Genomic DNA, 24,186 nt, shown 5'->3' on the forward strand with positions numbered 1-24,186 from the left:
ATGCCCTACCGGACGTATCAAACCTACTCGCAGGCAGATCTCGGCCTTAGCGATGCGGACTGGGACGGGCTGGTTGCGTATGTCGAATCGATCAACAGTGCACTCGCAGAGGCACAATCCGACCGACCCCGCGTAGAGGAAATCGAAGTCCCCCCACCATCAATCAGCGATGATGGATTCTCACCTGGTGGGTGGGCCGGTCAGTACCCGCCTGATGTGACGGTCAAGCCCGGTCGGTTGGATGATGAGGAATTCGAGTCCCTGCTTGCCGATATCCAGGGCTGGGCAGAGGTGGTCGGTGCCGATACGATCTCGGCATCACTGCCGCTCTCGAACGAGTTGCTGCTGGATGAGCGAACGCGACTGGCAGGCTACAGTCGAGCGCTGATCGAGTATACTGAGACTATCTTAGCCCACCGGCTTCCCGTGACGGTCACCCGGACACGAGAACGAGAGCAGTCACCGCAGGGCCGACCCGTGATGTCGGACACCATCACACAGCGCGCTCAGGGCCGCCGAGACATCGTCACTGAGAACGTCGAGTTCTCGTTTGAGACGCTGCCGAACTATCTGCTCGTCCGGTTCCATATCGAGTTAGCAAACCAGATGCGAGCGTTAGCAGACGAGTTCACCTACTACGAGCGCGCATTCCAGCGACAGATCCGGTATCATGAGCAGTTCATCCAGGAAGGGATTCCGGGCCAACTCGTGGATGATGCACTCGAGACCGACTTCGGTGATCCACGGATTCTCTCGAAGGTTCGACGGGCAGTCAGTGGCGAGATGGCTGAAGTCGTCGACCTATGGGAAGCGTTCCAGCGGGCGATCAGTATGGAGATCGAACTCGCCTCGAATCTTACGTCGGCTATCAAACCGATGAGCAAGATCTACGAACTCTGGTGTCTCAGTCTTCTCGATCGTCTCCTCACCGATATCGTCGGTACCGACGGCACACGTCCCGAGTCGCTGTCGGGGGTGTTCGAATACGGATCCTCGGTCAAACTCTACTACAATCGGTCAATCGCCACCCACAGTAACTTCCTCTGGCCCGGGATGGGAATCAGCCCAGGCGCGCCTGATTTTGCGCTCGAAGCTGATGGCGAGCTCGTCTGGGTCGGTGACGCGAAATACAAGACCTGGCGGACGCTTGACCTGGATGACTACCGACGCTTCATCACGTATCTCGTGGATCTGGTTCCCGAGGCCGAGACTGGTACGATCCTGTACATCGATGATTCCTCTGGGTCGTTCCGTCGTGAACAGGATTTCCAGGCGTTTTCGATCGAGCACATAGCTGCGCGTCCGCGGACAAAGTCACAGTCTTCCGGATTCTTGCGCGAGAAATTTGAACGGTTGCTATAGGCCCTCAATTGGAACTTGATGAGAGAATAGGTCACTATCGGACCGTACCCGGGACTTATCCTGAAGTCTCCATCAGAGCTAGCCTCACGAAGTGCTGGCTTGACCGCGAGGAACTCGGCTAGCTCGAGGAGACTGCCGCCCGGGCGGACTGAGAGCACGAGATCACCATCCAACTCATGGGATGGTGTGGGCTCCGAGCGGACGGGGAACGTATCGAGTCACGACCTCCGACGCCCCTGGGCGACGTATCATCTCGTCGAGCGGCGGGCCAATGTCCGGACGATGATAGCCGTCGGTAGGTGATCTGATTACTCTGCTAGCGAGCCGTATCTCGCAGAGCCGGCCGAGAGTCGAATCGGGAAGGCGCTGTCATCCTGCTTCGGTGTCTTCGTCCTGCTGTATCTGCCACCATTCTCCCTGCTCCATCGACGCCGCAGCGCGAAGCGAGATAGTGTCTCTGTTTCCTCTCTCTTTCGTGGTGATATCGGCAAAAGCACCGACCTGGCCGGCGTCTCTTGCATTCTCGTCAGCCCCCGACTTGAGACCTGGAGCGCCGGGCTCAAAGAATCCCCTTTCGATAAGTTCCGTCTTGACCTTCTGTCCCAGTTTCATCTTCCCGGGAACTAGCCCAGCTGCTCGAGAGAGATACTTGAACGTCGGATCCTCAGCCAGCCGGTCCGCCTCTTCGTCCCGACGGCGGTATCGTCGCTCATAGTCGACAATGACTTCAATGACCAGAAGCGCAATTCCCTCGATTCGTTTCCGATTCCCGAAGGCAGTCAGATCCAATAACAGCATTCCGCGAACAGCCTCCGCCTGGAGATGTCTAGGAATATCCAATTGGCTACAATACGCCTGCGTAATCCGTTTCTTGTCGATATTCGCTAGCCGGGATGCCTGGTTTCCGTCCGACGGATGTCGGCCTTCCTGATGCAGTGCGAGCCGGGTCTCAGGGACCTTGAAACGGGCAAACTGACTCGACTTCTTCCGTTCCGCCTCTACTCCGATCGATGTCGCTCCGATAGGTTCGTAGCCGACAGACCATGGACTCAACTCTGTCTCCCACGCCGCCGGTAGCTCACCATCTACACTATCCGACGTGTCCCGGCCCCGGTAGTCCAGAGTCGGCTGGTCATCATCGGACTCATCTAGCCACTGGATACGGTCGATATCTTCCTCAGGCGCGACTGCTTCGTCTTCATCCAACTGTCGCACCCGAACGATCCGACGCATCTGAGACGGGGTTCCATACGGGAGCTTATCAGCCTATGTGTGAACGGAAGACCCCTTTTGGCCACGTATATCATTGAGTAACTTACCAAATGCTTATTTGATAGTTATTATTTATATGTACTTCCGCAACAATACCATCACGTGAGGGAGGCGGTCGGCGACGGCCAGCGGCCGATGCCGGCTCTGCCAATCCGGTGAATCATTCTGATTCGGCTCGTTTCGAACTCCGATTTGACTTGTCGCAATAATGCGACAGATGTTCTGTCCATTGGAATTCGAAGCGACCCTCATTCGCTTAGCGTACAGTATCGTACGCGCTCTGCGCCCGGGTGATGTAACCCTTAGGCGCTTCGGAGCAAAGCGGATCGTCCCGACACAATCCGATTCTGAGTGGTGAGACGTTGATTGCGTCTCTTGCCATACCAGGTCGGCACGGATTTTGGAGTGGCAGGTTGCCTGGAGAATCCTGACCGCTGCCCTCGATTGTAATGCTCTGTACGGCCGCTGGCGAGTGGCAACGCTGGCCAGCGCTGGCAGGGCATTGGAGAGCCATTACCATGAGCACAAAGAGCCTCAGTTCTGATCCGAGCCCGCCGACGATTACAAACCACGCTGCTGACCAGTGGGAAGATCGAGCGCCCGTCGACACCCCTGAGCCGCTGGTAACAGCCATCCACGATGCGTTCGAAGTAGATAGCCAGGTCAACGGCGATACGGCCTATTATCACCCCGCTTACGACCTGCTGCTGGTCATCAAGTCCTGGCGAGTGGTGACGGTACTGTACGCTGACCACGACCGGATGGACACGACAAGCATGCAGGCTTGTGAGTGTGGTTGTCTGACCGATATCTTCGAACACGATGCGTGCCCCCGTTGCGGCGACCCGGTCGAGAAAACCATCACGATGACCGGGGGGTGGTCCTGATGGCAGTGCGAGAAGGCCGGACGCGTCTCGACGAGATGAACGGTTCAGGTGACAACGTGTTCGTCATCGCAACGGTGACCCACATCCAAGATCTGAACAGCGCCAAGCCCTATCAGAAGGGGCTTCTCCGGGATGGATCGATGTCGGCCGGCGATGTCCGGCCGTTCGTGGTCTACGATCCGGATATCCGGCTTGAGAAGGGGACCCGATACAAGATGAACGGGTTCGATCATCCGTACGAGCCCTACGAGGAGATCCAACTGCTGCTCGGTGAGGACGCGTACGTGGAGGTCTGCGAGACGTGAGGGGTCACTACCCCCCTTTTCGTCAACAATCCGGAGGCGGTCTTGGACTAGCACACAACTAGGAGCGATAGCCCTAGGACTGAGGAAGCCTAGGAACTGCTCCAAACTAGACTACTGACTTGCTGAGTGGTTTTACTAGGTTGAATTCGTCCTAGACTAGTTGAACTAGGTAAAGGGCTAGGCTAAATCTCTCAAACACTGGATGTTCGAAATTTGTTCCAAATTTTACAGAAATATTTATGTCGGTGGGGTTCCGACTTGGCATCGAGGATGGCGACGAATGCTCACTCCCCCTCGGCCCAGTCCAGCTCGCGACTCATCGACAACGTGGTCGTCTTCAATGCTCGACAGCACAACTGGCGTCCTTGCGTAGAGGGTCCTACAGACGCCAATGCTCATCGCAGCGTGAATGTTGGTCAGCCTTGGCACGGAATCAAACAGCATGCCATGAACCGAGAACTGCACCCTCGGACGATCCCGAAGGGTGCGCTGATTATTGCGCGGCGGACGACACGGGGCGACGGCTCTGCCCCCCACGGGACGCTCGGCCTCTGGAAATACCACGGGTATGCCCCAGTCACTGACCAGTCTGAAACACCATGGCCTGAGACCTACGACTACGTCCTTTACGCGCGGGAACTGCAGACTGTCGAGCGGGAGTTCGCGCGTCCCTTCAACGCGCGCTTCGGTGAGGGTGGCCTGTTCCACCAGGCCAAGCTCATGCGAAGCGTAACGCGCCTAACGCGTGCAGATGCTCGAGCGTACCTTGGGCAACTCGTCGAGCACAGAGGTATGTCAAAATCCGCACAGCGGTTCCTCGATAAGTTGCTTGAGCGCCAACCGGAGTGACTGGTAGGTGCCGCACCCGCACATCGATTATCGCCGCTAACCGAGATGACAGAGCTCAATACGTCCGAAGACTCGCATCCGAGCGGTCCGCCAGGTACGCCTCAATATCTGATTCCCGCCATCCCGTCGGGGAGAGGACACTCTCAGCTGCTCGGAGTAGTCGTTCCCGGTAGAACGAGGCATCATATGCGGTCTCGGCAGTGACTTCGAACGCCAACCGAACTCGATCGCGCGAATGTGTCGCGTCGTTGGCGACGAGGTACTCGATGGATTCGCCCGGATGGACGCCGATACCCTGAGACTCAGCGCGCCGCAACGCCGATACCGACCGCGTGCGCTGCTCGTACTCCTCGAGCGGTTTCGAGACTCGCTGGGTGATGAGCAGTTCTCTCGCGTCGACTGCGCCCCGGTTGAGTTCATCCAGCCGTCGTTGGAGAATGTCGCACACCGCCTGCGGCTCACGGTGTTCCGAGTACGTCTGGATAAATCCACGTTGCACGCGGTCGACGTACGCTGAGGTGGAGCGCTGTCGACACTCGATGCCGCGATACTTGTAGCGATCGTTGATACCTGCCTCTTTGCCGAAGTACTTCGTGAGCGCGCCCGCATCCGAGGTCCGCTGTGGAACGAACGCGATCCAGTCGTACGCCGCCTCGTGTTCGAGGTCGATTGCAATTGCCTCGCTGACTGTCTCGCAAACTTCTTCGAGCGGTGTCTGCTCGCGGTCGGCCATCGCGGTCACCCAAAGGCTGTCGACGATGCCGTGGACCACACGCCAGCCGTTCGCTTCGAGGAGCTCCTTCGCGTCGAGGAGGATCTCCCGGGCGACCGCATTGATCGCCTCGTGGCACTCGATACGACCGAACTTGGCGTTGCTGAACCCCTGGTACCCGAAGCAGGAGACGAGGATCCACTTCAGTGCCGCCGAGCGTCCCTGAAGCGCCTGCTCTCGCTCGAGGTCATCGACGGTCTGTAGTTCGGCCTTGATCGCGGCCCGGTCGTCGATAATCGGCTTTAGCACATCCGCGAGATAGCCCCGTTCGTCGCAGATCGAATAGTCCAGCCCTGGCACGTCGTCGCTGGTGTGACAGTCACAGCAGACCGTCTCCGGGCTGATGTTCCGTGTCACCATGATATTCGGATACATCGACGAGAAATCGAGTTCGTGGACGTCCTCGTGGATGCCGACCTCGGGCTCGAAGGTGAACCCGCCGCGGTCGGCCTCGTGGAGCGTGCGCATCGATTTGAAGAATTCATGTCGCCAGGAGTTCCACGGCACGCGGACGTCCCGCTCGCGCGCCTCGCGAATCTGGATGGCGGTGAGGATATTCCCGATGGAGGCCCAGCCGAGCTCCTGGAGTGGCTTCCCCGAGCGCTCGACGAGATCGAGACAGCCCGCCAGATTCGTCTCCGACCACATGAACGAGTGTTGCTCGTTGATGAGAACCCGTCCGGGGACGGAATAGCGGGCTGGTGAGTGGCCGACCTGTCCGTAGCTCGTATAGGTCGACCGCCCCGCTCGTTGCTGGTAGCCCGGGCGCCGCCCCAGCTGGAACGACCGATTGCAGACACGGTCGGCCAGCTCGAACAGTCGGGGGACGAGCGCTGCTGCACTCACGACCAGAATATCCGGGTCGGTCCGGTGGAGGCGTCGGGTAACCGTCTCGATGATGGTGTCGGGGCCCTCAATCACCTGCTCGCCGACGGTCAGCCGTGGCAACGGGTTGGTCGCCAGGTCGGCCTCGGTCGCGGCCAGCCGGAGGCATTCGAGCTCGCGGGTCTCGGTGGGCGTCGGCTCGGTCCCCGTCTCCAGACAGTAGCGGAACTCCGGCGAGAGGTCCACGTCGAACAACCGGTAGGCGCCTGGCCGGTCCCACTGTTGGATCTGTCGGGCTACGTCGGTAATCGCTCCAACGTCGGTCACATCGACGCGGAGCATCGGGGCGGCCTCGTGCCGGAAGCCCGGACGGTGGTGGGTACGGGCGGTCGCTGCAACTTGCGGGTGAGTGCGAAGATGCGGCCGGATATCGTCTAGGGATCCGCCCTCAGCGTGGACACAGATCGTGGGCGTGTAGTCGGCAACCCGTTCGGCGGTCACGCCGTCGGGGGTGACCCGCCAGACCAGCACCGCTCCGTCCTGAAAGTCAATCTTCAGAACCATCCTCACCGTGGACCGCTTCCAGGGCGGTGAGCTGCTCTTCGAGGGTTGCGATGCGAGCTTGCTGGGCCAGCAGCATCGAGAGGAAGACGGGGAACAGCGGTTCGTCATGATTGAGATAGCCGGCGGCATCGGCGTGCTGTCGGGCGTCCGCCCACAGCTGGTCGTAGTGGCCCTGCTCCCGGCGGCGGAGCCCCCTTCGATACGGCTGCCAGCGCTCCTCCAGCCCGCGGAGGCGGTCACGGTACGTCGGATTAGTACGCCCCAACGCTCGCCACCTCCGTCGTGTCCGCTACGGCCGTCGCCCGCTCGGCAAGCACCTCGCCCCAGAACGCCAGCGTTGTCTGGAGGTACTGACCATCCCGGTAGACCAGCGTCTCGAATCCCGAGCCGGTGAACCGCGGCCCGAACTGCGTCTGCTCGCATGCAATCGTCTCTGCGGCGACATCCGCAATCGGTCGAGAAAGTTCGTCGGCGGCCGCTCGTGTGACGAGGACCGGCACGTCGTGGTCTGTCGCGATCGCTGCCAGGTCGTGCGCTACCTCGCGACAGAGTTCCGCGCCATCCAGGCCCTGAAGGTCCTCAGCGCGGTACTGATGGTCCACGACGGGGACGACGACCAGTGCCACGTCGCCAGCTGCGTCGACAAGCCGCTCACGAAGCGTCTGGACCAGGCTGTAGTGCTGGTAGGGGGTGAATCCGCGGGCGACACTGATGCGTCCCAAGAGGCGGCGACTCGGAGCCAGCCGCCCGAGGGCGGCAGTCGTCGCCCGCCCCTTGCTGTCGACCCAGAGGGCCGCTCCATCGGTCACCAGCAGGTGGTCCAGCACGAGCGACTGGAGGGGGCCCGGTGCAGTGTCGGTCTCGAGTAGTGTGACGCCGGCTTCGAGTGTGGGGAGGGCCGGCGTCTCCGGTGGCTGCGGTGATGGTGCAGACTGCATACCACAACGACGGTGTGGGGGCTGGATAAGCCGTACCGGGGTCTTTCCAGGTTTCCAGAAGCTACGGCGACCGCCAGATTTCACCTGTCTCGAGCCCTTCTGGCGTTGCTGTGGGGGCTTTCCAGAACGGTTTCCAGATAGGGCGTGGGGCGAGGCTACTTTCCGTCCCGTGAGGGCTACCCGTCTATCAGGTAGGTCCGGGCGCGGCCCTTGCCCTCGGCCCGGATAAGGTTGTAGTGGGCCATCTTCTGGAGATAGTTCCGGACCGTTCGGTTGGTTCGTGGCTCATCGATACGGTCGCGGTAGGCTTCGTAGAGAGCTGGGGGCCGGAGCTCTTCTTCCTCGGCGAGAATGTTGTAGAGGATCTGCTGGTGCTCGTTGAGCTTCTCCACCGTCGATTCGGTGATGTTTGCCTGGGCTCGGGGAATCGCGATGTCGAGGATGTCGTCGGTGATGCGCGGGACCTCCCGCCGCTCAGCTTCACGCGCGGCTGCCCGCAGAATCCCGATTGCGACCCGCGCGTCACCGGCGGCCGTGTCTGCGATACGTTCCAGTTCCGGCCGTTCGATCGCACCTTCTTCCAGTCCCCAGCGGACTCGGGCCTCGAGAATCGACACGATTTGCTCGAGACCGTATTTCTCGAAGCGGACGCGGCGGGCACTCTGGAGGCGACTGACGACCCGGTCATCAAGCCGACCGAACAGGTCCTCCTCCCGATTCGCAATCAGGATCATCGAGAGGCCATCAATCGAATAGAGGTCGTACAGCACCCGCGTGTCCTCGAGCTGGTCGACCTCATCTAGGACGACAACGTAGGGCGGGCCGTCGTAGTCCCGGAGCCGTTCAAGTAACTCGTCGTGGGCAGTCGATTGCCGGTGGATATCAAGCGTCTCCCCGATTCCATCGAGGATGCGGTAGAGGGTCCGGAAGCGGGAGTAATCTTGCCAGCAGTTCACCCGCTGGTACTCGATATCGAGGACAGCCTCCCGGAGTCGCTCGAGCGTGAACTGAGCACAGCACGTTTTCCCCACGCCCGAGGGTCCAACCAGCAACGCCGTCTCGGCGGGTTCGCCATCGGTTATTGGCTCGAGTGCGTTCGAGAGGGCGTTGAGTTCCGGGTTCCGATGCTCGACCTCCCGCGGGACCCACTCCGCTTGCAGGACACGAGCATCTTCGATCATCTACCACGTCCCTCTGACGGGAGCGGGATAAGTAGAAGGGGGTCATTTCCAGAAATTCCACTTGTGACTGGACGGTTGCTCTGGAAGTGGAATTTCTGGAAACGACCCTCCTAGGGCCATATGATCGTGGTTCCTGCCCATCGGTATGGGATCCGTTCAGACAGAACTGGAACGTATCGCCCGGCGCCGCATCCGGCAGGCAGTCGCCCGGACGCCGGCCGGCTGCCAGACACTTCCACTTGACACCCTCGCCGAGGAAGCTGCCCTGGAGCCGTCGGTCGTGGCTGCACTCGTGAGCCGGATGGACCTTGAGGTCAAGATTACGGGTCTCGCCGCGGACCTCGATTCGAGCCGGCAGGAAGCCGATGCGTGAGCGCTGTCCGGAGTGTGGGACGCAGCGCCTGGCCCCACAGGAAGGGTGCCAGCGGTGCCCGGCCTGTGGTTGGAGCGAGTGTGGCGGGGGCCGGTGACACTGAGTTCTCGCGCGACAGGGTCGACGCCCGATAGCGCAGGTCGCTTGCTGTTGTCTTCCTCGAGCAGCCTGGTCGGTGCGCTGTCTGGCAGGCGTCGGCTCCGGAATTTCTGGAAAGCACCCGACTCTGCCTAAGTACCCGGCCCAGATACCAGTCGGTCGGCATGATAACCGATGCTCGCGTCCTGGATACGGACTTCGTCCCCAGTGACATCCTCCACCGACATGACGAGCTCAATGCGCTGAGTCAATCGCTGGCGTTGCCGCTCGAACAGCACTATGGCGATCGCTCGTATGTCTTCGGCCCCTCCGGGTCGGGGAAGACCTGTCTTGCGCGCTACCTCCTGCACACGCTTCGGGAGACCCATCCGAAGATTTCGACGCAGTATATCAACGCCTGGCACCACCACGCTCCCTTTGCGTTCCTCTTCCAGCTCGTCGACGGCGTTGGACCAACCCACGATATCGATGAGCGGTCCACCAGTCATGACGAACTGCTCAATCGAGTTCGGGAACGCGATGAGGAGCTCTACGTGGTCGTCATCGACGAGGCCGACCAGTTGGACGACCCGCAACTGTTGTATCATCTCAACCGCATGGCACACCTCCATCTCATCTTTGTCGCGAATCAGGAGGAACAGTTCTTCGCGACGCTTGATGACCGACTCTTCTCACGCCTCAGCGTCGGTGAGCGGGTTCATCTGGACCGGTATAGCGACGACGAGATTCAGGCGATTCTGGAACGCCGGGCCACAGCCGGGCTGGAGCTGAACGTGGCCCCGGCCCCGATTCGCGAGCAGATCGCAGCGCTGGCCGACGGCGACGCCCGGTGTGCCATCGAGATGCTGAAAGTGGCCGCCCGGACAGCGCGGGCGGCCGGTCATACCCAGATTACAACGGGAGATGTGATCCAGGCGGAAACGACGGCTCGTGAGAACCTCCGGCAGAAGACGGTCTCGAAGTTGACGCGACATCAGCGGGTGCTGTATGAGATCCTGCAGGCAGCTGACGAGCCTGTTCCGATGGGGACAGTCAGTGAGGAGTATCGGCACCGAGTAAGCAACCCGAAGACTCGGCAGACCCTCAGGCGGTATCTCAAGAAGCTCGCGAGCTACAATCTGGTCACGATCGAGGGCGCGACGAGCGGCCGGACGTACGCGGCGGTGTAATCTGGGGGCAATCTTTTCTCGGTTCGGGATGGGAGCTGGGATATGACGCTCTGGCTCATCCCGGTCGATGAGGCCTCCTACCGGCGCACGCTTGCCCAACCGGTTGACCTCTCGGATTGGGCGGACCGGCCGCCTGCGTTCCCTGAGTCCGCCCGTGTCTGGGGCGTTCGGACCGATCCCGAACAGGGCTCCTGGGAGCGCAACAAGCGCAGTCTCGAGCGAATGGCGCCGGGCGACCCGTTGTTGATCTACCGGAACTCGGACAGTCGGTATACTGCGACGGGGCGAATCGGGCCGATGACCCACACGGAGTACATCCGGGACATGTACTGGGATGGAGGCCCGGCGCTGGACGTGTTCGTCGTCGAGGACTACGATGACTCGGTTGCTGTCGCGCCTGAGGCGGTCAATCGACTGCTGGAGTACAAGGACGGGTTCTGGCCGCAGGGGCTCTGGGGGGTAAGTGACGACCGGCCGACTGAGAAGGTGGTCGAGGAGTTCGATATCTGAACGGAGGCCATCCCCGGATTTCTCCTCGCTACTTGCATCGTCCGGTGCCTAGGGGACGACGCGTCACTCTACACCTACGGAATCTTTCATCCGGCGACTCGGGAGGCCAGCCAAAGGTAGCCTTTTCCCCGCGCCGCAAATATCTGGAGTAAGCCTGTATGCCGTCTGGTCTACGAAGTGTTGAGTTGGTGGAAATGGGGGTGGAGAGTCGCGATGCAGACGTGCAACAGGCAGACCACGTCGTCGGCGTTGACGAGTCTGGAAACGGCGGCGGAGGGCCATTCGTGATGGTCGCGGTGCAGTGTCCCCGCGAGCGAGGCGAAGATCTGGCAGAACTGCTGATCGACTTGGACCTTCAGCCCTGGAAAAACAAATCCAGCTCCACCCCACCCGGAATGACCAATGCCGATCTCTCGAGTCGAGTTCGGGACCTAATCGACGCGTTTCGAGAGCTTCCAGTCACGTGGCACGCCGTAGCGGGCTGGGGCGACTACAACAAAGATCAACGTGGAATGATCGCCTGTATAGTCACCAGTAAGGCGATGACTGGTGGCTCTGATGGCGAGATCCCCGAGTACACTGGACCAGCGACACTCCTCCATGACGGGGGGCGGCATATGTATGGGACACAGCAGATCGAACTCCGTAGAGCTGCGGCACGGCAGTTCAGCGGATTCGGTGACCGAATTACGCCTCTCTATCTCTCGAATCTAAAACGAGGGGATAAGACATATCCCGAGATCACCGCCGCCGACTACATTGCTGGATACCTGAATAGCCAAATTCCCGAGAGCGGCATCGAGGGGCTTGGATGTGACGTCCAGCGAATTGATAATTCGTGGCGGGCCTCCGATGAAGCCCCGACGACGCTGTACCAGCTACGCACTCGGAATCGGCGCCGCCAGCTCACGAAAGAGGACCGTGCTGCCGCCTGGATCGAAGGACGCCGGCCACCTGAGGAGGGGGCGTGGAACGAGCAACCGCTCGAGTCGCTGGCGGACAGGCTCTGCTCGGAGACGGTACGGAACTATCTACTGGATGAATTATAGATAGTGAAAACCTCCGGACGTCGACACACGTGCGCTGTGACCACACGTGCTTCCCAGGGTAGTCCCCGCCACAAAGGCAAGGGCCTACCCTGCGTCCTCACCCCAACATAGCTCAGCAGCAGGAATAAGTTTTTACCAGTTTAATCCAGGATGTCCGTGTCCAGTTATCCCGGGATATATGGAACCAGTTAACCTGGTAATAGGGGGAGCCAACAAACCGGGATGACCGGGACCCGTAGGACGTGGAGATGTGGGGACGTGGGTGGGCGGAATCTCTTGCGGACAATCGGCAATGGCTGTCTGAAACTAACGATAGCGACTCGTACGTCGGATTTCAGAGCATAGATGGACAGAACTGCATGCACGCCGCTCGCTCCTCAAGAAACTCCGGGATCATATGGAACCGCACATCCCAGGATATATGATGTCGGATGTCCCGGGATTAATGGGTGCACTACTTGCATGGAGCCTGAACTGCGACGCGGGGTCGAACTCCGTCTCAAAGGGCATCTCTACGAGATCGGCAAGACGAATGATGTGGTTCTCGGTGGTCGGCAGGGCTATCCCCGAGCCAAGCAGGGCTATGAGCGCACGCTCCGGGAGGTGGCTGATTGCGCTGATCCAGATACACTGGACCGGGTCGCGGCGTATATCAAGGATGAGATGAGTGAAACCGGTGAGCGCCCATCGAATCGAAGCGTTCGCAGGGCTGCTCGACAAATCGTTTCTGAAGCAGGCTACCCCGCGAGTGCCTATCTCAATCGGGCATAGAGCGTTCTCTTCAAATTCTCCGGTGAACTCTCGGTCTGAGCAAGGCCCGAGGGCTGAGCTAATCACGAACTGAATCACCGCTGATTCGCCCACAACAGTTCGTCGTCAACTGTTGGGTCCGTTCGGTGAACCCACCACCACGGCGTCCTATGTGGTGATATATTCAGTTGACGAATGGTGGCAAGGAATATGGTGCCCCAAATCAACAAATGCCACCTGAGCGATGGTCCAGCCAGATGTTCCGAATGATCTCGTCCAAGATTTTGCGTCCCAGATCGAAGACCAACTAAAAAACGAGTATGACGAGTACGGACCTGGGACCGAGGAAGAATTCATCGACGATGTCGTCGATCTGCTGGACAACATCTGGGCTACAGACGGAACACAGTACCTCATCCATTCGAAAAGCAAGGAACTCCACCAGTCACCATATATCTCATTCTACGGTATCAACAACTTCCCGAGAAAATACATCGAACTCGGTGATATCCTAGTCATCGTCAATTTTCACCTCGGAAATCGCGTCATTCACCGACAGGGGTTCATTTCTCAAGTCAAATGCATCCGGAATTCCGATAAGGGGTATGCGACGTGGGAGGTAGACAAGACCCAGTTCCACTTCGTGAAGGAGCGGCCCAAATTCTGCCTGCAGTTCGACCCGCAAGCAGGTCCCTACGACCTCTCGGAGACCACGCAAACCTTCCTGAACTGTTCCTTCGTCAGTGATGTCCACCGCCCGTTCCTCTACGCTCCAGCGGATATGGATGAGTTCATGCGAGAGATGGCGAACGAGCACCGATTCAACTACGGTCTCAATCCCCCATCCCCGCAGCGGTATCTTCTAACCACACTGAAGCGCCTGATCAGGCGCCGATACGGTACCGAATACGAGTCTGCGTCACCAGAATTCGACCTCATCAAGGATATCTACCGATACGGAAATCTCGGCTCCAGTACCACGCGGAACAAGATCACCGACGGGGGCCAGGTCAGCGATGATGGTGCTGGCTTCGGAATCATCGAGCTGACCGTTCTCGATGATGATTCACTGGTCTATGATGCCGATATTCAGCGGGAGGCTAGCTCGGTGGATCCTGAGGAACGTGCCAACATCGGGTTCCGGGTCGCTGAACTGATCGGCCAGAAGGAGTACGATGGGCCGACTCTCTATTGAGTAAATCTGTGGCTGTGCCATTCGAAAATCTCCTCTGGGAGGACTGCTGGTTACACCTGGCGTGAACTGGCCAATCGTCTCACCCCTCCTCCGTCGGCACGTACACCCGCTTCAACGGTACCATGGCCTTGTACTCCTGGTCGAGGTCGGGGTAGTGCTCTAGGAGGAGCTCGATGAATCCGTCCCGGTCGCGCAGTGTCACGGTGCGGCTGTGGTTTCTGACCTCGCGTCGGGCGGGCGTGGTGTAGCCGCCGGTCGAGACGTACAGCCCTTTCTCGCCCTCGTTGATGGTGCCGAGGAACCGTCCGAGCGCTTGATTGCCGACCGCACTCGTCGTGTGTTTGACCTGGACCTTGATCTGGGGTTCCTCGAAGCCCAGCGCATCCGGGTGGGCGATGACGTCGACGCCGTAGTCCGGGCCCTTCGCGGTCGTCTGTGCGGTGTAGTCCATCGCCCGCAACACGGCGGCGACCAGCTCCTCGAGGTCGCGGGGATCGATATTGGCGATGATGTCGGAGATGCGCTCCTCCGCACGCGATTCGACCTCCTGGACGGCAGTTGTTGTCGCCCGTCCGGACCATCCACGCGGTGTCTGGTTACAATCCTCGTCTGAGAATCCTCTTGATGTTCTCCCGTTCTAACTCTCGTTTACTTTTCCGCTCCTTCTTGGATTTCGTTCCCTTCAGTACTGGGTTGACTCGGGTACCGTCGCGCAACCTGGGTGCGGTGGTGTCGGTCCGATTTGACTCTGTTCCCTTCTGTCTGTTCTCGCGCTCTTCGTCGACCCATTCGTAGAAGCCATGGAAATAGATGATTTCCTCGCCGTTGATTGGGCTCGAAATATGACTATGACCATTCCCAGCGTAGCGGATTACGACTTTCTCTCCAGGAACTCCTCCCGGTACATGGACGATTCCGTTCCTCGGAGTGATGGCTAGCGGTCGGCCACTTCTAGAAATCCTATCAATCTTGACTTGAGCAAACTGTCCTTGGTCGAGCTTCTCGTACATTGGCCATGGTACGATGTAACACTATATGGCTATTTCTTACTTCCACAGTATCGGCAGGCTCTCTACCGTCTGGATAATCCCTTCGAGAAATGCAACCTTGACCCCCGGCCAGCGGTGCCCAGGTTGCACGCCGCTCAGTCTCTCAGCCACGTTAATGGCTGAGGCCCACAGCCTGTCCAGATTCGATATTCTGTTGCTGAGTGGTTCAGTAGAGCCGCTACATCGAGACTACGATCTTTGGCGAAACGCGGTAAAACGCGACAGAGCCACTCACCCGGTAGAGATTACATTCCGATTGTAGCCTGCTCCTCCAACCCGCCCCAGTCCCGTGTTTCCTCTTCCGTAATTACCATCCAACAGATGAGTTGGATGTCCTCCTCGCGAATCCGGGGTTTGGGGTCCGGGCTCTCGAACGGCTCCAGCCCTAGTTCCTCGACCTTCTCGACGAATAGGTTCGACTTCTCCACTGGCCCGAGCCCATCGTCGTTGTAGATCTCACGGAACTCGCGCTGTTCCCGGCGGCTGAGCGGCGCCCCGACGGACTTGCGGGCCCGTTCGGCACCGTCCAGGTCGGTATTGGTCGGCGCGTGCTCGGACAGGTGCTCCTCGACCTCCCGGAGTATCTTCGGGACATCCGGCTGGACGTTCCGTGGGTCGACCTGATGCTGCCACTGGCTGAAGATGTCCCCGCGGGCTTCCTCCCAGGCATCATAGACGCCACCACGGGCCTCGTCCGGGAGCTGGCGCTCGGTTCCTGGGTCGCATTCGATACGCTTCAGACAGCCCAGCGTGTCGCGAACCAGCGGGTCGTCCTCCTCGTCGTCGGGTTCGCCCTCGGTGGATTCGTCGTAGTCCGCGGGGACGAACCGCAGGTAGATCTCCTCCCCGATTCGGGCGCAGAAGAAGAAGCCAGGATGGTCGCCGTACATCCCGGAGCCTGCTGCCCAGGGGAGTGAGGTCACCCGCTCCTCGTGGTCAGCGAGCCCGTTCCGGAGTTCCTGGCGGTACTCCTCGCCAGAGTACGCCGCGGCCTCCTTGCCGCCCTGTTCGTACGCGTCAGGGTCCTCGCTCTGCAGGGCCTCGATATCGGCCTTCTTGTCGGAGTAGTTCCGGTCGACGGTCTCCATGTCGGGGAAGATGCCGCCGTCCTCGCCGATGGTGCGGGCCGCCTGCGTGAGCTTCTGGCGGACTCGGTGCTCGAGGCCGAGTAGGTCGTCGAGCCGGTCTTCGGGGAAGACGCAGTGTGGGAAGATCTCGTCGTGAGGCGAGTTGACGCGGTCGATACGGCCGTTGCGCTGGACGACCCGCATCGGGTTCCACGGCAGGTCGTAGTTGATGACGTTCCGGGCGTCCTGCAGGTTGACACCCTGGCCGAGCACGTCCGTCGCGATGAGGATGTCGTAGTCGTCGGTCGCCCCTTCTGGGGCGTCGGTCGAGCTCGGTGCGAACCCGTGGACAGCATCTTCGCGTGTCACGCCGTCGACGGAGCCGTCGCCGGTAACGGCCGCGATACGGCCCTCGTAACAGGAGAGCTCCTCATCCTTGGTGACGGCTTCCTGCAGGTAGTCGAGCACCCACTGGACGGTGTCTTTGTAGTAGGAGAAAATCAGCACCTTCCGGTTCCGCCGGAAGGCCGCGTCGAACATCGCCTCCTCGGTGGTCCCCGCCCGTGCATCATCCCGCGCGTCGGACACGATGTCGTGGAGGGTATCACGGAGTGCGTGGAGCTTCTCGTCGTCATCCCTGGTTACTTCCGCGGCGCGGTCCCGCCAGTACCGAAGAATCTCGAGGTCGTTCTCGAGGTCGGCACGGAACTGCTCAGGGTTCGCGTCCTCGTCGGTCAGCTGCCGGGCGTTCACCTCGCCGTCGCCGACGCTGTCGAACGCCTCCTCGAACCCCTCGTCGCTGTCCATCTCGACCCACTCGTCGATGGCGTCCGCGTCGGGGGCGTACCCCTCCTCCAACAGCCCGAGCGCGACCTCGTTCTGCGCGACCATCCGCTCGAGTGTGTTCGCGAACGCGTATGACGAGGACTCAAACCGCTTGAGCAGCCCCGTCCGGAGCAGCCCCACCAGCGACAGCTCGGAGCCGTCGTCTTCTCCTTCGAGATAGTACGAGGGTCGGTAACGAGCCAGCTTCAGCTCGGACTCGTCGATGTCCTCGCCGGCCGCCAGCCCCTCAGCGATGTCCTGGAAGAAGTCGTCCCCGAACGTGTTGTCGAAGTCATAATCGATGCGACGCGGGCGCTGTTCGGGGAAGTCGACGTAGATGTAGCCTCCTTCGCCATCCGGGAGCCGTGCCTGGTCGTAGTTGTCCTTGATGAACCGGCGGGTCCGCCGGACAGTCGTCTGGTCGAGTACGTCGAACAGCGACTCCGGGTTCAGCTCCGAGGGGTCCTCGGACTGGGCGCTCTTGAAGCGGTCGCGGAGGGAGCGAATCCCGTCGTCGGCGAACGCCGCGTCATTCCTGATGAAGTAGCGCAGCAGGTAGTAGAGGTCCCACAGCGAGTTGTTCACCGGCGTTGCGGTGAGCATCACCACATCTTTCGGCGGCGTCCCGCGCAGGAGTTGTCGGAGGGCCTGTGACTGCTGCGTGTTCGGATTCCGGAAGGCGTGAGCCTCGTCCAGCACAACCATCTGGTAGTCCTCGATCTTTTGGTCGAGATACACCGAGTCGCCGCCGAGCTTCTGCTCGTTCCGGAGCTGACTGTACGAGATGACCTCGAAGAAGAAGTTCCACTCCGCCCGCACCCGCTTCCACATCCCGTCCCGGAGGTACGCCGGCGCCACGACGAGCGCACGCTGGCGGTTCTGCTGGACGGTCTGTTCCAGCAGCTTCCCGCCGATGTAGGTCTTGCCGAGCCCGACCTCGTCGGCGACGATGACGCCGCCGCGTTCCTCGAGGAAGCGCTGTGCCCGCAGCTTCCCATCCTCTTGGAAGTTCGCGAGTTCGATCTCTCCGTCTCCGTCGTCGCCCTCGGCTTTGAGTTCCTCGCCGTAGCGCTCGTAGAGCACCCGGAGGTAGATGATGTACGGGTCGAATGGCTCGAACCGCTCCTCGTACAGCGCGGCGAGGTCGTAGGGCTCGCTCTCGGCCCAGAGATCCTCGAACCACTCGCTCACGTCCTCGGTCACCTGCGGCTGGTAGGCGCCGAGGTTGAGCTCCAGGTTCGAGTTCAGCCCCGCACCCGTGAAGTTCGAGGACCCCGCGACGACGCCCTGGTGCCCCTCGTCGAACAGGTACGCCTTCCCGTGGACGAACCCGCCCTCGTGGCGTCGCACCTCGACGGCGTCCGAACGGAGCCAGTCCACGAGCTCCCGGAGTCCTTCGTCGACGTTCTCGGAGAACCCGAGCAGGTCCCGGTCCCGCTGGAGGTCATCGTCCAGCGACTGCAGCACCTCGTCAACCTGTTCCTGGTTGTACTGCTCGTCGTCCAGCGGGTCGCCGGGCTGGCGCCACTCCTCGCGGTCCTCATCGTTAGGTTGGGCGCCGATGAGCAGGCGCACGTCGCCGACCTCCTCCAGCCCTTCCCGGACGGAGAAGTACCCCCGCGGGTTGAAGTAGCCCGTCACCACGTCGAGATCCGGTGAATCGCGCAACTCTGCCCCGAGTCCCGACAGGTAGCTGTTTATCGCGGCGGTGAGGGTGTTACCACCACGATTATCGACGAACTGTGGCCGTTCAGTCATCGTCTTGTTCTGTGTGAACGACTTCCGCGGAATCACTTGCAGCCAGTTCCCGGATTCGGTCCCGAAGATTTTCCGAGGCCGCATTTTCTGTGAAGTCACTGAGAACCGTGTCGAGGTCCTCCCGTTCTAGGTCATAACCTTTCGCGACGAGAGCCTCGATTTGGGCACGGATTTCCTCTTCATCAACTGAATTATAGCCGGTGTTACTCGGGACGGGCCGCCCTCCAGGAAGTGTTTCTATTCCTCCCCGTTGGGTCAACTCCGCGGCCAATTCCGCCGCCTGCTTGATTTCGTCGCCACCCCAGTTCGGGATGGGCAGATTGTTTATCATCGGCGCGTTCATATGTCGGTCGACGATTCGGCGCAGCCACCAGTCGCAAGTGAAGCTATTAAAGTAAGCTAGTAGAGCGAGCTGTTCCTCAACAGACGTTCCAGACTCGTGTTCGACGGCGTGAATATATCCCTTACAGTAGACGAAACCCCTCTCGGGGAGCATCGTCGAGATCAGCGTTCTGGTGTTGTCGTTCATCGTGACATAGCGGAACGTCACAGTCGGATGCTCCACCGAGAAACTGATTTCGCCGTCCGACTTCACCATATCATCCTCCTCCTCATACAGTTCTTCGGGATCCACAAACCGCCGAAATTCCTTCTCCTCGTTTATTTGGAACTGGTCGACGCTTCGGGTCATGAACACTCTCCAATGGTGGGGCTCTCGTTCGCTGTTTGAGAGATCGCTGTGAGGGCCATATCCGGTAAAATCCCAGCGGGCGTCGTGCTTCCCTTTGAACCAGCCATCCTCTTGCGAGAGCCGGTGTCGCTGTTCCATTTTCGGGAAGACATCACGCGCACCGCTGTTATCGAACCATGGGACAACCAGCCGATTTTCGGTCGTCAGGTTCGCTAAGTCGTCGTATGAGAGGTGAATTGAGTTCGAGAGAGATATCTCATCAATTGCCTCTTCCCGTTCGATAGCCGGCCAGACATAGGCCCCTGGTTCCTCCTCTTCCGGCGACGTGGTGATGAGGACAATCATATACCGATGTTCCACGTTCTCGAAAATCCATCCGCCACGATTCCTCGCCTGTAGGACAGTCGCCTCAGCATCTTTGAGAAGGCGTCGCCGTAACTGCTTCCACCCCCCTAGCACGAGACACTGGCGAGGCAGGACATACCCGAGTTCGCCTTCATCATTCAATAAGTCCGTTGAGCGCTCCACAAACAGCTTGGCGTAATCGTAGTGACCGCGCCCCTGGTCCTTGAACGAACTCCCAACGTACTCTTGATATTGCTCGCGCTGGAGCTGCTCTCGTTCCTCCTCTTTGGCTTGTTGTGGATACTTTTCCCGGAGTTCGTCCATGTGGTCCTCGCGGCGCGAGGCAGGGATGGTGTTGAGACCGGGATGCCGCGTAACCCAGAACTGCTAAGGTTCGAATCGGACTTTGTCCCATGGCGGGTTACCGACAATAGTGTCGAACCCCGAACGATTCCCCTCAAACACCTCTGGGAACGCAGTTGGGAAGTGGAACACGTCAAACGGCTCCAGCACATCCTGTGCGTCCTCATGCGTTGATAGGCCCCCTGGGTCGTCGATGCTCGTGTCAGTGGCGAGTTCCGTGTTAATATCTTCGTCGATGCGAGCCGCGGTAAGGATGTCCAGACGTGCGCGTACGGGGGCAAGCGAATCGTCGATGCGATCCCGCGTAGCGCGGGCCTCCTGCACCTTCTCCGCGCTCGTGTCCGAGACGTTCTTAGCCTTCTGAATCTCGTCGTCGAGCTCGTCGATGATACCGGAACCGCTGTCGAAGTTACCCAGCGTCACCTGGTCCTCTTCCATCCCGAGTTCGTCGCTCACCTCTCCCAGCGTACCGACGCCGACGAGTGCGTCGCCAGACTGGAGGTTGTAATCGAGGAACGTCAGTGGAAGCCCAGGGACGAACGTGTGGACCCAGAGAGAGAGCCGTGCGAGTTCCGTGGCAAGCTCATTAATGTCTACGCCGTAGATGCAACGCCGGGCGATTTGCCGCCGGAGGAGCTGACTGCGCTCGATGTCGGGCGTGTATTCCTCGTCCTCGAAGGCGGCCTCGGCGGCGTTCTTCAGGTTGTCCAGTTCCTCCTCAACGCCGGTGAGAGTGGTCTCCTGCAGGTAGTTCCGGAACGCTTTCTCGATACGGTCGACGGCGCCGACGAGGAAGTGGCCAGAACCCATCGCGATGTCCGCAGTGCGGAAGTCAAAGAACGCGTCTGCGGCGGCGGCGTCGCCCTCTTCTTGCCGGATGCGGTCGATTCGGTCGAGATGGTCCTCCAGCGCAGGGTCCAGCGAGTAATCGAGGAGGTGCTCGACGAACCGCGTCTTCGTGTAGTACGTGCCGGTGGCCTTTCGCTCGCCGGACTGGCCGTGGAGGTACACCTGCCCCTCCGCGATGACGACCTCGTCGGCATCCTCGGCCGGGACGTACTGCTCGTTGCCGTCTGCGGTTTCGGTGGTGAGGTCTTGGTCGGCAACGGAGAGCTCGGACTCCAGCAAGCCCTCGTAGATGACGCCGAACTCGCGGACCCCGACGTTCCGGAAGTCGACCGGGCCCTCCCAGCCGTCGGGCGTCTCGTCGATGAGGAGGGCTTCGAGGGCGGGCCCGAACTTCGCATCCGTGAGTTCGACTTCCGAGAGCTGGTAGCCGGCTTCGGTCCAGTCCTTGTTTTTCGAGAGTAGTCGACCATCGTAGGCAGGCAGGCCCATCGTCGAAGACCCCTCGTGGATGGCCGTGGTGAGCGTCATCACCTCGTCCCAGAGTGTGGTGAGGTTCTCGTCGTACGCCATCCCGTCGTCGATGTCCCGGGCCTTCTGCTTGATCGAGTACTTGTCGTACTGGTTGTTGCGGTAGCGCGGGAGGAACCGCTCGTCCTCGGCGTAGGCGACGAACAGCAGCCGGTACAGTAGCACCAGCGTCATCCGGTAGGTTTCGTCGAGGTCGTCCTTGTCCGGGTCGTCGAGGTCGCGGGCCTCGGCCAGTGCCTCGGCCAGTTGCGGGACCACATCGTCGTAGATGCGCTCGCGGAGGCGCTCGCCCAGCCCAGTGGCGTACTCCTTCGAGTCCTCCATGATTTCGTGGAGGCTGCCACCCTCCTGGAGCGCGTCACCGGAGAAGAGAAGCCAAAGATAGGCCGCCTGCTCGTCGTCGAGGAGGCGCGTGTTCACCTCAACGTAGGTGTCGGTCTGGCCCCGGGAGCCGAAGCCGGCCTCCGGGTTCGTCGTGTAGAGCCGGAGCTGGTCGCCCGAGCTGCCGATGACGTAGTCGAGATTGCGCTGCTCGGCCTGGCGGAGGGCATAGGCAACCGGCGAGTCGCCGACGAAGCGGTCCTGCTTGTGCTCGAACGACTCCTCTTCTTCGAGGAACACCGCGACGGCAGATTCGCGACCGTCTTCGGTGTGTTTGAGAACGTAGCTGTGGTCGGTGTCGCGCTCGATGGTGTAGTTGAGGCCTTCAAGCAGCTCGCGGGGGTCGTCCGCCAGGGCGTTCTGGGCGCGCTCGGCGGCGTCGGCCCAGTCGTCCCGATTGGGGACACCCTCGGTCAGTTCGTGCGTCGAGAGGAGTCCCTGGTTGTGGAGCCCAGCGAGGTCGTCGGAGAGCTGCGGGATGGTGTCTTTCAGGAAGCTCCGGGCCGAACTGCCGCTCGGCTTGTCGAGGGCTGCCTCGCAGACGCGTTGGGCCTGCCCCGCATCGATATCACGGAACACCATCGGCTCCTCACCACTGGGGCCACAGAGGCCGACCCTGGCACCGCCATACTGCGCGACGATGAGCACCGGCGAGACACGGCCATCCCTGCGATCCGTGTACGTCGTCTGGAGGAACTCCATGGTGGGCTCGCCGTCAGATTCCGTGACGACGATTTCGAGTCTGTTCCCACTCCCCTCCCCCAGGTAGACTTCACACGCGGCACCCGTGCGATCTGATTCCCACGGGATAGCGTCCCCATCTAATAAAAATTCGCCCGACATGAGACGGGCGACGTATTGACTGGACAAATATGTGTGGGTCGGTGGAGTCGTAGTATTGAGATTGAGCGGTAATAGCAAGAGTCTCTGGCAGCAGTCGGCTTGGCCTTGGTCATACTAACTACAGTTTCAGCTACTCACCTGGTAACCGATTCAGCAGATCCGACTGCCTCCTACCGCGGTGGCCACCAGTCCAGTGCCGCGTTGTGCTGCTCGATATGTTCATCAGCCACCAGAGACAGTTCTTCTACTTTCTCCCCGTGTCGCCCGGTCAAGGAGCGCTGGAGTGACTCACTCGCCGTCTCGAATTCCGGGTTGAGCCAGATGCGTCCGGATTCATCGAAGGTCCAGAGGCCGGCGTCAAAGGCCACGTGATGGGTCCAGTCCAGCAGGACGACGTTCTCGATATCTTCGGCCAGCTGCTGATGGTCTGCCCGGCTGAGGATATGCGAGACGGTAAGCAGGTCCGCGTGTTCGATTCCAGAGAGCGGGCAGCGGTGCTCGAACCGTTCGAAGACGGCGCGTCTGAACTCGGCGCTCACGTGCACCTGCGTTCGGCGTGATTCCGAGAGCGTTCCCGACGTATCCTCAGGGTTGTCTCGTTCTGCCCTTTAGGCGATGTCCAGGAGTCGAACCTTGACGATCCTGGTTGTGGGACGGTATCTGGGTCGGCCGCATATTGGAAGAGCGCCTCCTTAACCATGGACGGATGTGAAGCAAAGAGTCAGTTCGTGATACCTGCTCAATTCGCACACTGATAGCTCCAGGACTATCATTGAGAAGGTATATGTTCCTTCCACAACATTTCTCCTCACGCATGGTAACTTATCTCATCTCTGACTTCCACTTCGGTGATAAGTGGATACAATCATGCCGCCGAGATTTTGATACAGTAGAGCAGATGAACACCCATCTCAAGTCACGCTGTCTGGCCGTCGTCGACGAATCCGATGAGCTCGTATTTCTCGGCGATATTATCGGCAAAAATGGAGATGAGAACGAAGCATGGACATGGTGGGGTGAACTTCCAATTGACATCTGGGTAGCAGGCAATCATGACCCGTTCGAACGGTCGGAATTCTCCGACCTTCCACTTCCGCTACACGCTGAATATTCGTTTGCTGCCAACGGGTTCGAATTCCATTGCTGTCACAAGCCGAGTCAGCTCCCTGATGATTACGAGGGATGGGGAATCTACGGTCACAAGCACAATGAGAATCCCGAGGAGTATCCGTTCCTGGATCAGGAATCCAGCAGAATCAATCTTTCAGCGTCCATGATTAATTATGAACCCGTCTCCATAGATGAAATTATATCGTACATCGAAACGGAAGAAAGCTATACTACTCGACTGGATACCGGCTGAAGTACCCCTCTTGGAGCGGTCGTA

Annotated in this window: 20 protein-coding genes and 1 pseudogene; 10 read left to right on the forward strand and 11 right to left on the reverse strand. The window is 60.0% G+C overall.

Going from position 1 to position 24,186, the window contains the following annotated elements:
• The gene (locus tag P2T62_RS06135) at positions 1-1,362 is read left to right on the forward strand and encodes a hypothetical protein (RefSeq protein WP_276260604.1); all 1,362 of its coding nucleotides are present in this window, start codon (positions 1-3) and stop codon (positions 1,360-1,362) included.
• A gap of 369 nt (positions 1,363-1,731) precedes the next feature.
• Here the strand turns inward: P2T62_RS06135 and P2T62_RS06140 are convergent, their stop codons facing one another.
• The gene (locus tag P2T62_RS06140) at positions 1,732-2,568 is read right to left on the reverse strand and encodes a hypothetical protein (RefSeq protein WP_276260605.1); all 837 of its coding nucleotides are present in this window, start codon (positions 2,566-2,568) and stop codon (positions 1,732-1,734) included.
• Between the two features lie 584 nt (positions 2,569-3,152).
• Here P2T62_RS06140 and P2T62_RS06145 point away from each other — a divergent pair.
• The 3 genes from P2T62_RS06145 to P2T62_RS06155 all read left to right on the forward strand — a co-directional run bounded on the left by P2T62_RS06145 (position 3,153) and on the right by P2T62_RS06155 (position 4,675).
• A complete protein-coding gene (locus P2T62_RS06145; RefSeq protein WP_276260606.1) occupies positions 3,153-3,521 on the forward strand; it encodes a DUF8122 domain-containing protein in 369 nt (122 codons plus the stop codon).
• A complete protein-coding gene (locus P2T62_RS06150; RefSeq protein ID WP_276260607.1) occupies positions 3,521-3,826 on the forward strand; it encodes a hypothetical protein in 306 nt (101 codons plus the stop codon). Before P2T62_RS06145 ends, P2T62_RS06150 begins: the two co-directional genes overlap by 1 nt.
• 447 nt (positions 3,827-4,273) lie before the next feature.
• On the forward strand, positions 4,274-4,675 hold the full coding sequence (locus P2T62_RS06155) for a hypothetical protein (protein WP_276260608.1): 402 nt from the start codon (positions 4,274-4,276) through the stop codon (positions 4,673-4,675).
• A 55-nt stretch (positions 4,676-4,730) separates the two neighbouring features.
• Here the strand turns inward: P2T62_RS06155 and P2T62_RS06160 are convergent, their stop codons facing one another.
• The 4 genes from P2T62_RS06160 to P2T62_RS06175 all read right to left on the reverse strand — a co-directional run bounded on the left by P2T62_RS06160 (position 4,731) and on the right by P2T62_RS06175 (position 8,955).
• Positions 4,731-6,836: a type B DNA-directed DNA polymerase gene (locus tag P2T62_RS06160; protein ID WP_276260609.1), complete on the reverse strand. Its 2,106-nt coding sequence runs from the start codon at positions 6,834-6,836 to the stop codon at positions 4,731-4,733.
• Positions 6,820-7,101, reverse strand: coding sequence for a DUF8156 family protein (locus P2T62_RS06165; RefSeq protein ID WP_276260610.1), 282 nt, complete (start codon positions 7,099-7,101; stop codon positions 6,820-6,822). The genes P2T62_RS06160 and P2T62_RS06165 overlap by 17 nt, the downstream gene beginning before the upstream one ends.
• Positions 7,088-7,774, reverse strand: a complete 687-nt coding sequence (locus tag P2T62_RS06170; protein WP_276260611.1) for a hypothetical protein — start codon at positions 7,772-7,774, stop codon at positions 7,088-7,090. Before P2T62_RS06170 ends, P2T62_RS06165 begins: the two co-directional genes overlap by 14 nt.
• A 176-nt stretch (positions 7,775-7,950) precedes the next feature.
• Complete coding sequence (locus P2T62_RS06175) at positions 7,951-8,955, reverse strand: Cdc6/Cdc18 family protein (protein ID WP_276260612.1); 1,005 nt, start codon at positions 8,953-8,955, stop codon at positions 7,951-7,953.
• Positions 8,956-9,100: 145 nt separating this feature from the next.
• Between P2T62_RS06175 and P2T62_RS06180 the strand changes: the two genes are divergently transcribed.
• The 4 genes from P2T62_RS06180 (at position 9,101) to P2T62_RS06195 (ending at position 12,155) form a co-directional block, all read left to right on the forward strand.
• Entirely contained in the window at positions 9,101-9,328 is a 228-nt protein-coding gene (locus tag P2T62_RS06180) for a hypothetical protein (RefSeq protein WP_276260613.1), read from the forward strand.
• 263 nt (positions 9,329-9,591) lie between these two features.
• Complete coding sequence (locus P2T62_RS06185; protein WP_276260614.1) at positions 9,592-10,596, forward strand: Cdc6/Cdc18 family protein; 1,005 nt, start codon at positions 9,592-9,594, stop codon at positions 10,594-10,596.
• A 42-nt stretch (positions 10,597-10,638) separates the two neighbouring features.
• Positions 10,639-11,106 (forward strand): hypothetical protein, encoded by a 468-nt coding sequence (locus P2T62_RS06190; protein WP_276260615.1) that lies wholly within the window; start codon positions 10,639-10,641, stop codon positions 11,104-11,106.
• 221 nt (positions 11,107-11,327) lie between these two features.
• A complete protein-coding gene (locus tag P2T62_RS06195) occupies positions 11,328-12,155 on the forward strand; it encodes a hypothetical protein (RefSeq protein ID WP_276260616.1) in 828 nt (275 codons plus the stop codon).
• A gap of 393 nt (positions 12,156-12,548) precedes the next feature.
• Here the strand turns inward: P2T62_RS06195 and P2T62_RS06200 are convergent, their stop codons facing one another.
• Positions 12,549-13,004 carry a hypothetical protein gene (locus tag P2T62_RS06200; RefSeq protein ID WP_276260617.1) on the reverse strand — a complete coding sequence of 152 codons (456 nt, stop codon included), beginning with the start codon at positions 13,002-13,004 and terminating at the stop codon, positions 12,549-12,551.
• A gap of 145 nt (positions 13,005-13,149) precedes the next feature.
• Between P2T62_RS06200 and P2T62_RS06205 the strand changes: the two genes are divergently transcribed.
• Positions 13,150-14,100, forward strand: coding sequence for a hypothetical protein (locus tag P2T62_RS06205; protein WP_276260618.1), 951 nt, complete (start codon positions 13,150-13,152; stop codon positions 14,098-14,100).
• A gap of 79 nt (positions 14,101-14,179) precedes the next feature.
• Here P2T62_RS06205 and P2T62_RS06210 read toward each other — a convergent pair whose 3' ends face one another.
• The 5 genes and pseudogenes from P2T62_RS06210 to P2T62_RS06235 all read right to left on the reverse strand — a co-directional run bounded on the left by P2T62_RS06210 (position 14,180) and on the right by P2T62_RS06235 (position 23,338).
• A complete protein-coding gene (locus P2T62_RS06210; protein ID WP_337250446.1) occupies positions 14,180-14,620 on the reverse strand; it encodes a restriction endonuclease in 441 nt (146 codons plus the stop codon).
• Between the two features lie 76 nt (positions 14,621-14,696).
• Positions 14,697-15,110 carry a hypothetical protein gene (locus P2T62_RS06215; RefSeq protein ID WP_276260619.1) on the reverse strand — a complete coding sequence of 138 codons (414 nt, stop codon included), beginning with the start codon at positions 15,108-15,110 and terminating at the stop codon, positions 14,697-14,699.
• A 284-nt stretch (positions 15,111-15,394) separates the two neighbouring features.
• Positions 15,395-18,799 (reverse strand): helicase-related protein, encoded by a 3,405-nt coding sequence (locus P2T62_RS06220; protein ID WP_276260620.1) that lies wholly within the window; start codon positions 18,797-18,799, stop codon positions 15,395-15,397.
• Positions 18,792-22,799 (reverse strand): annotated as a pseudogene (locus P2T62_RS23415) (Eco57I restriction-modification methylase domain-containing protein). Before P2T62_RS23415 ends, P2T62_RS06220 begins: the two are co-directional and overlap by 8 nt.
• Before the next feature lie 170 nt (positions 22,800-22,969).
• Entirely contained in the window at positions 22,970-23,338 is a 369-nt protein-coding gene (locus tag P2T62_RS06235) for an HNH endonuclease signature motif containing protein (protein ID WP_276260623.1), read from the reverse strand.
• A 275-nt stretch (positions 23,339-23,613) separates the two neighbouring features.
• Between P2T62_RS06235 and P2T62_RS06240 the strand changes: the two genes are divergently transcribed.
• On the forward strand, positions 23,614-24,162 hold the full coding sequence (locus P2T62_RS06240; protein ID WP_276260624.1) for a metallophosphoesterase: 549 nt from the start codon (positions 23,614-23,616) through the stop codon (positions 24,160-24,162).
• The last annotated feature ends 24 nt before the right edge of the window (positions 24,163-24,186 follow it).

This window comes from Haloglomus litoreum (assembly GCF_029338515.1).
Lineage (GTDB): Archaea > Halobacteriota > Halobacteria > Halobacteriales > Haloarculaceae > Haloglomus > Haloglomus litoreum.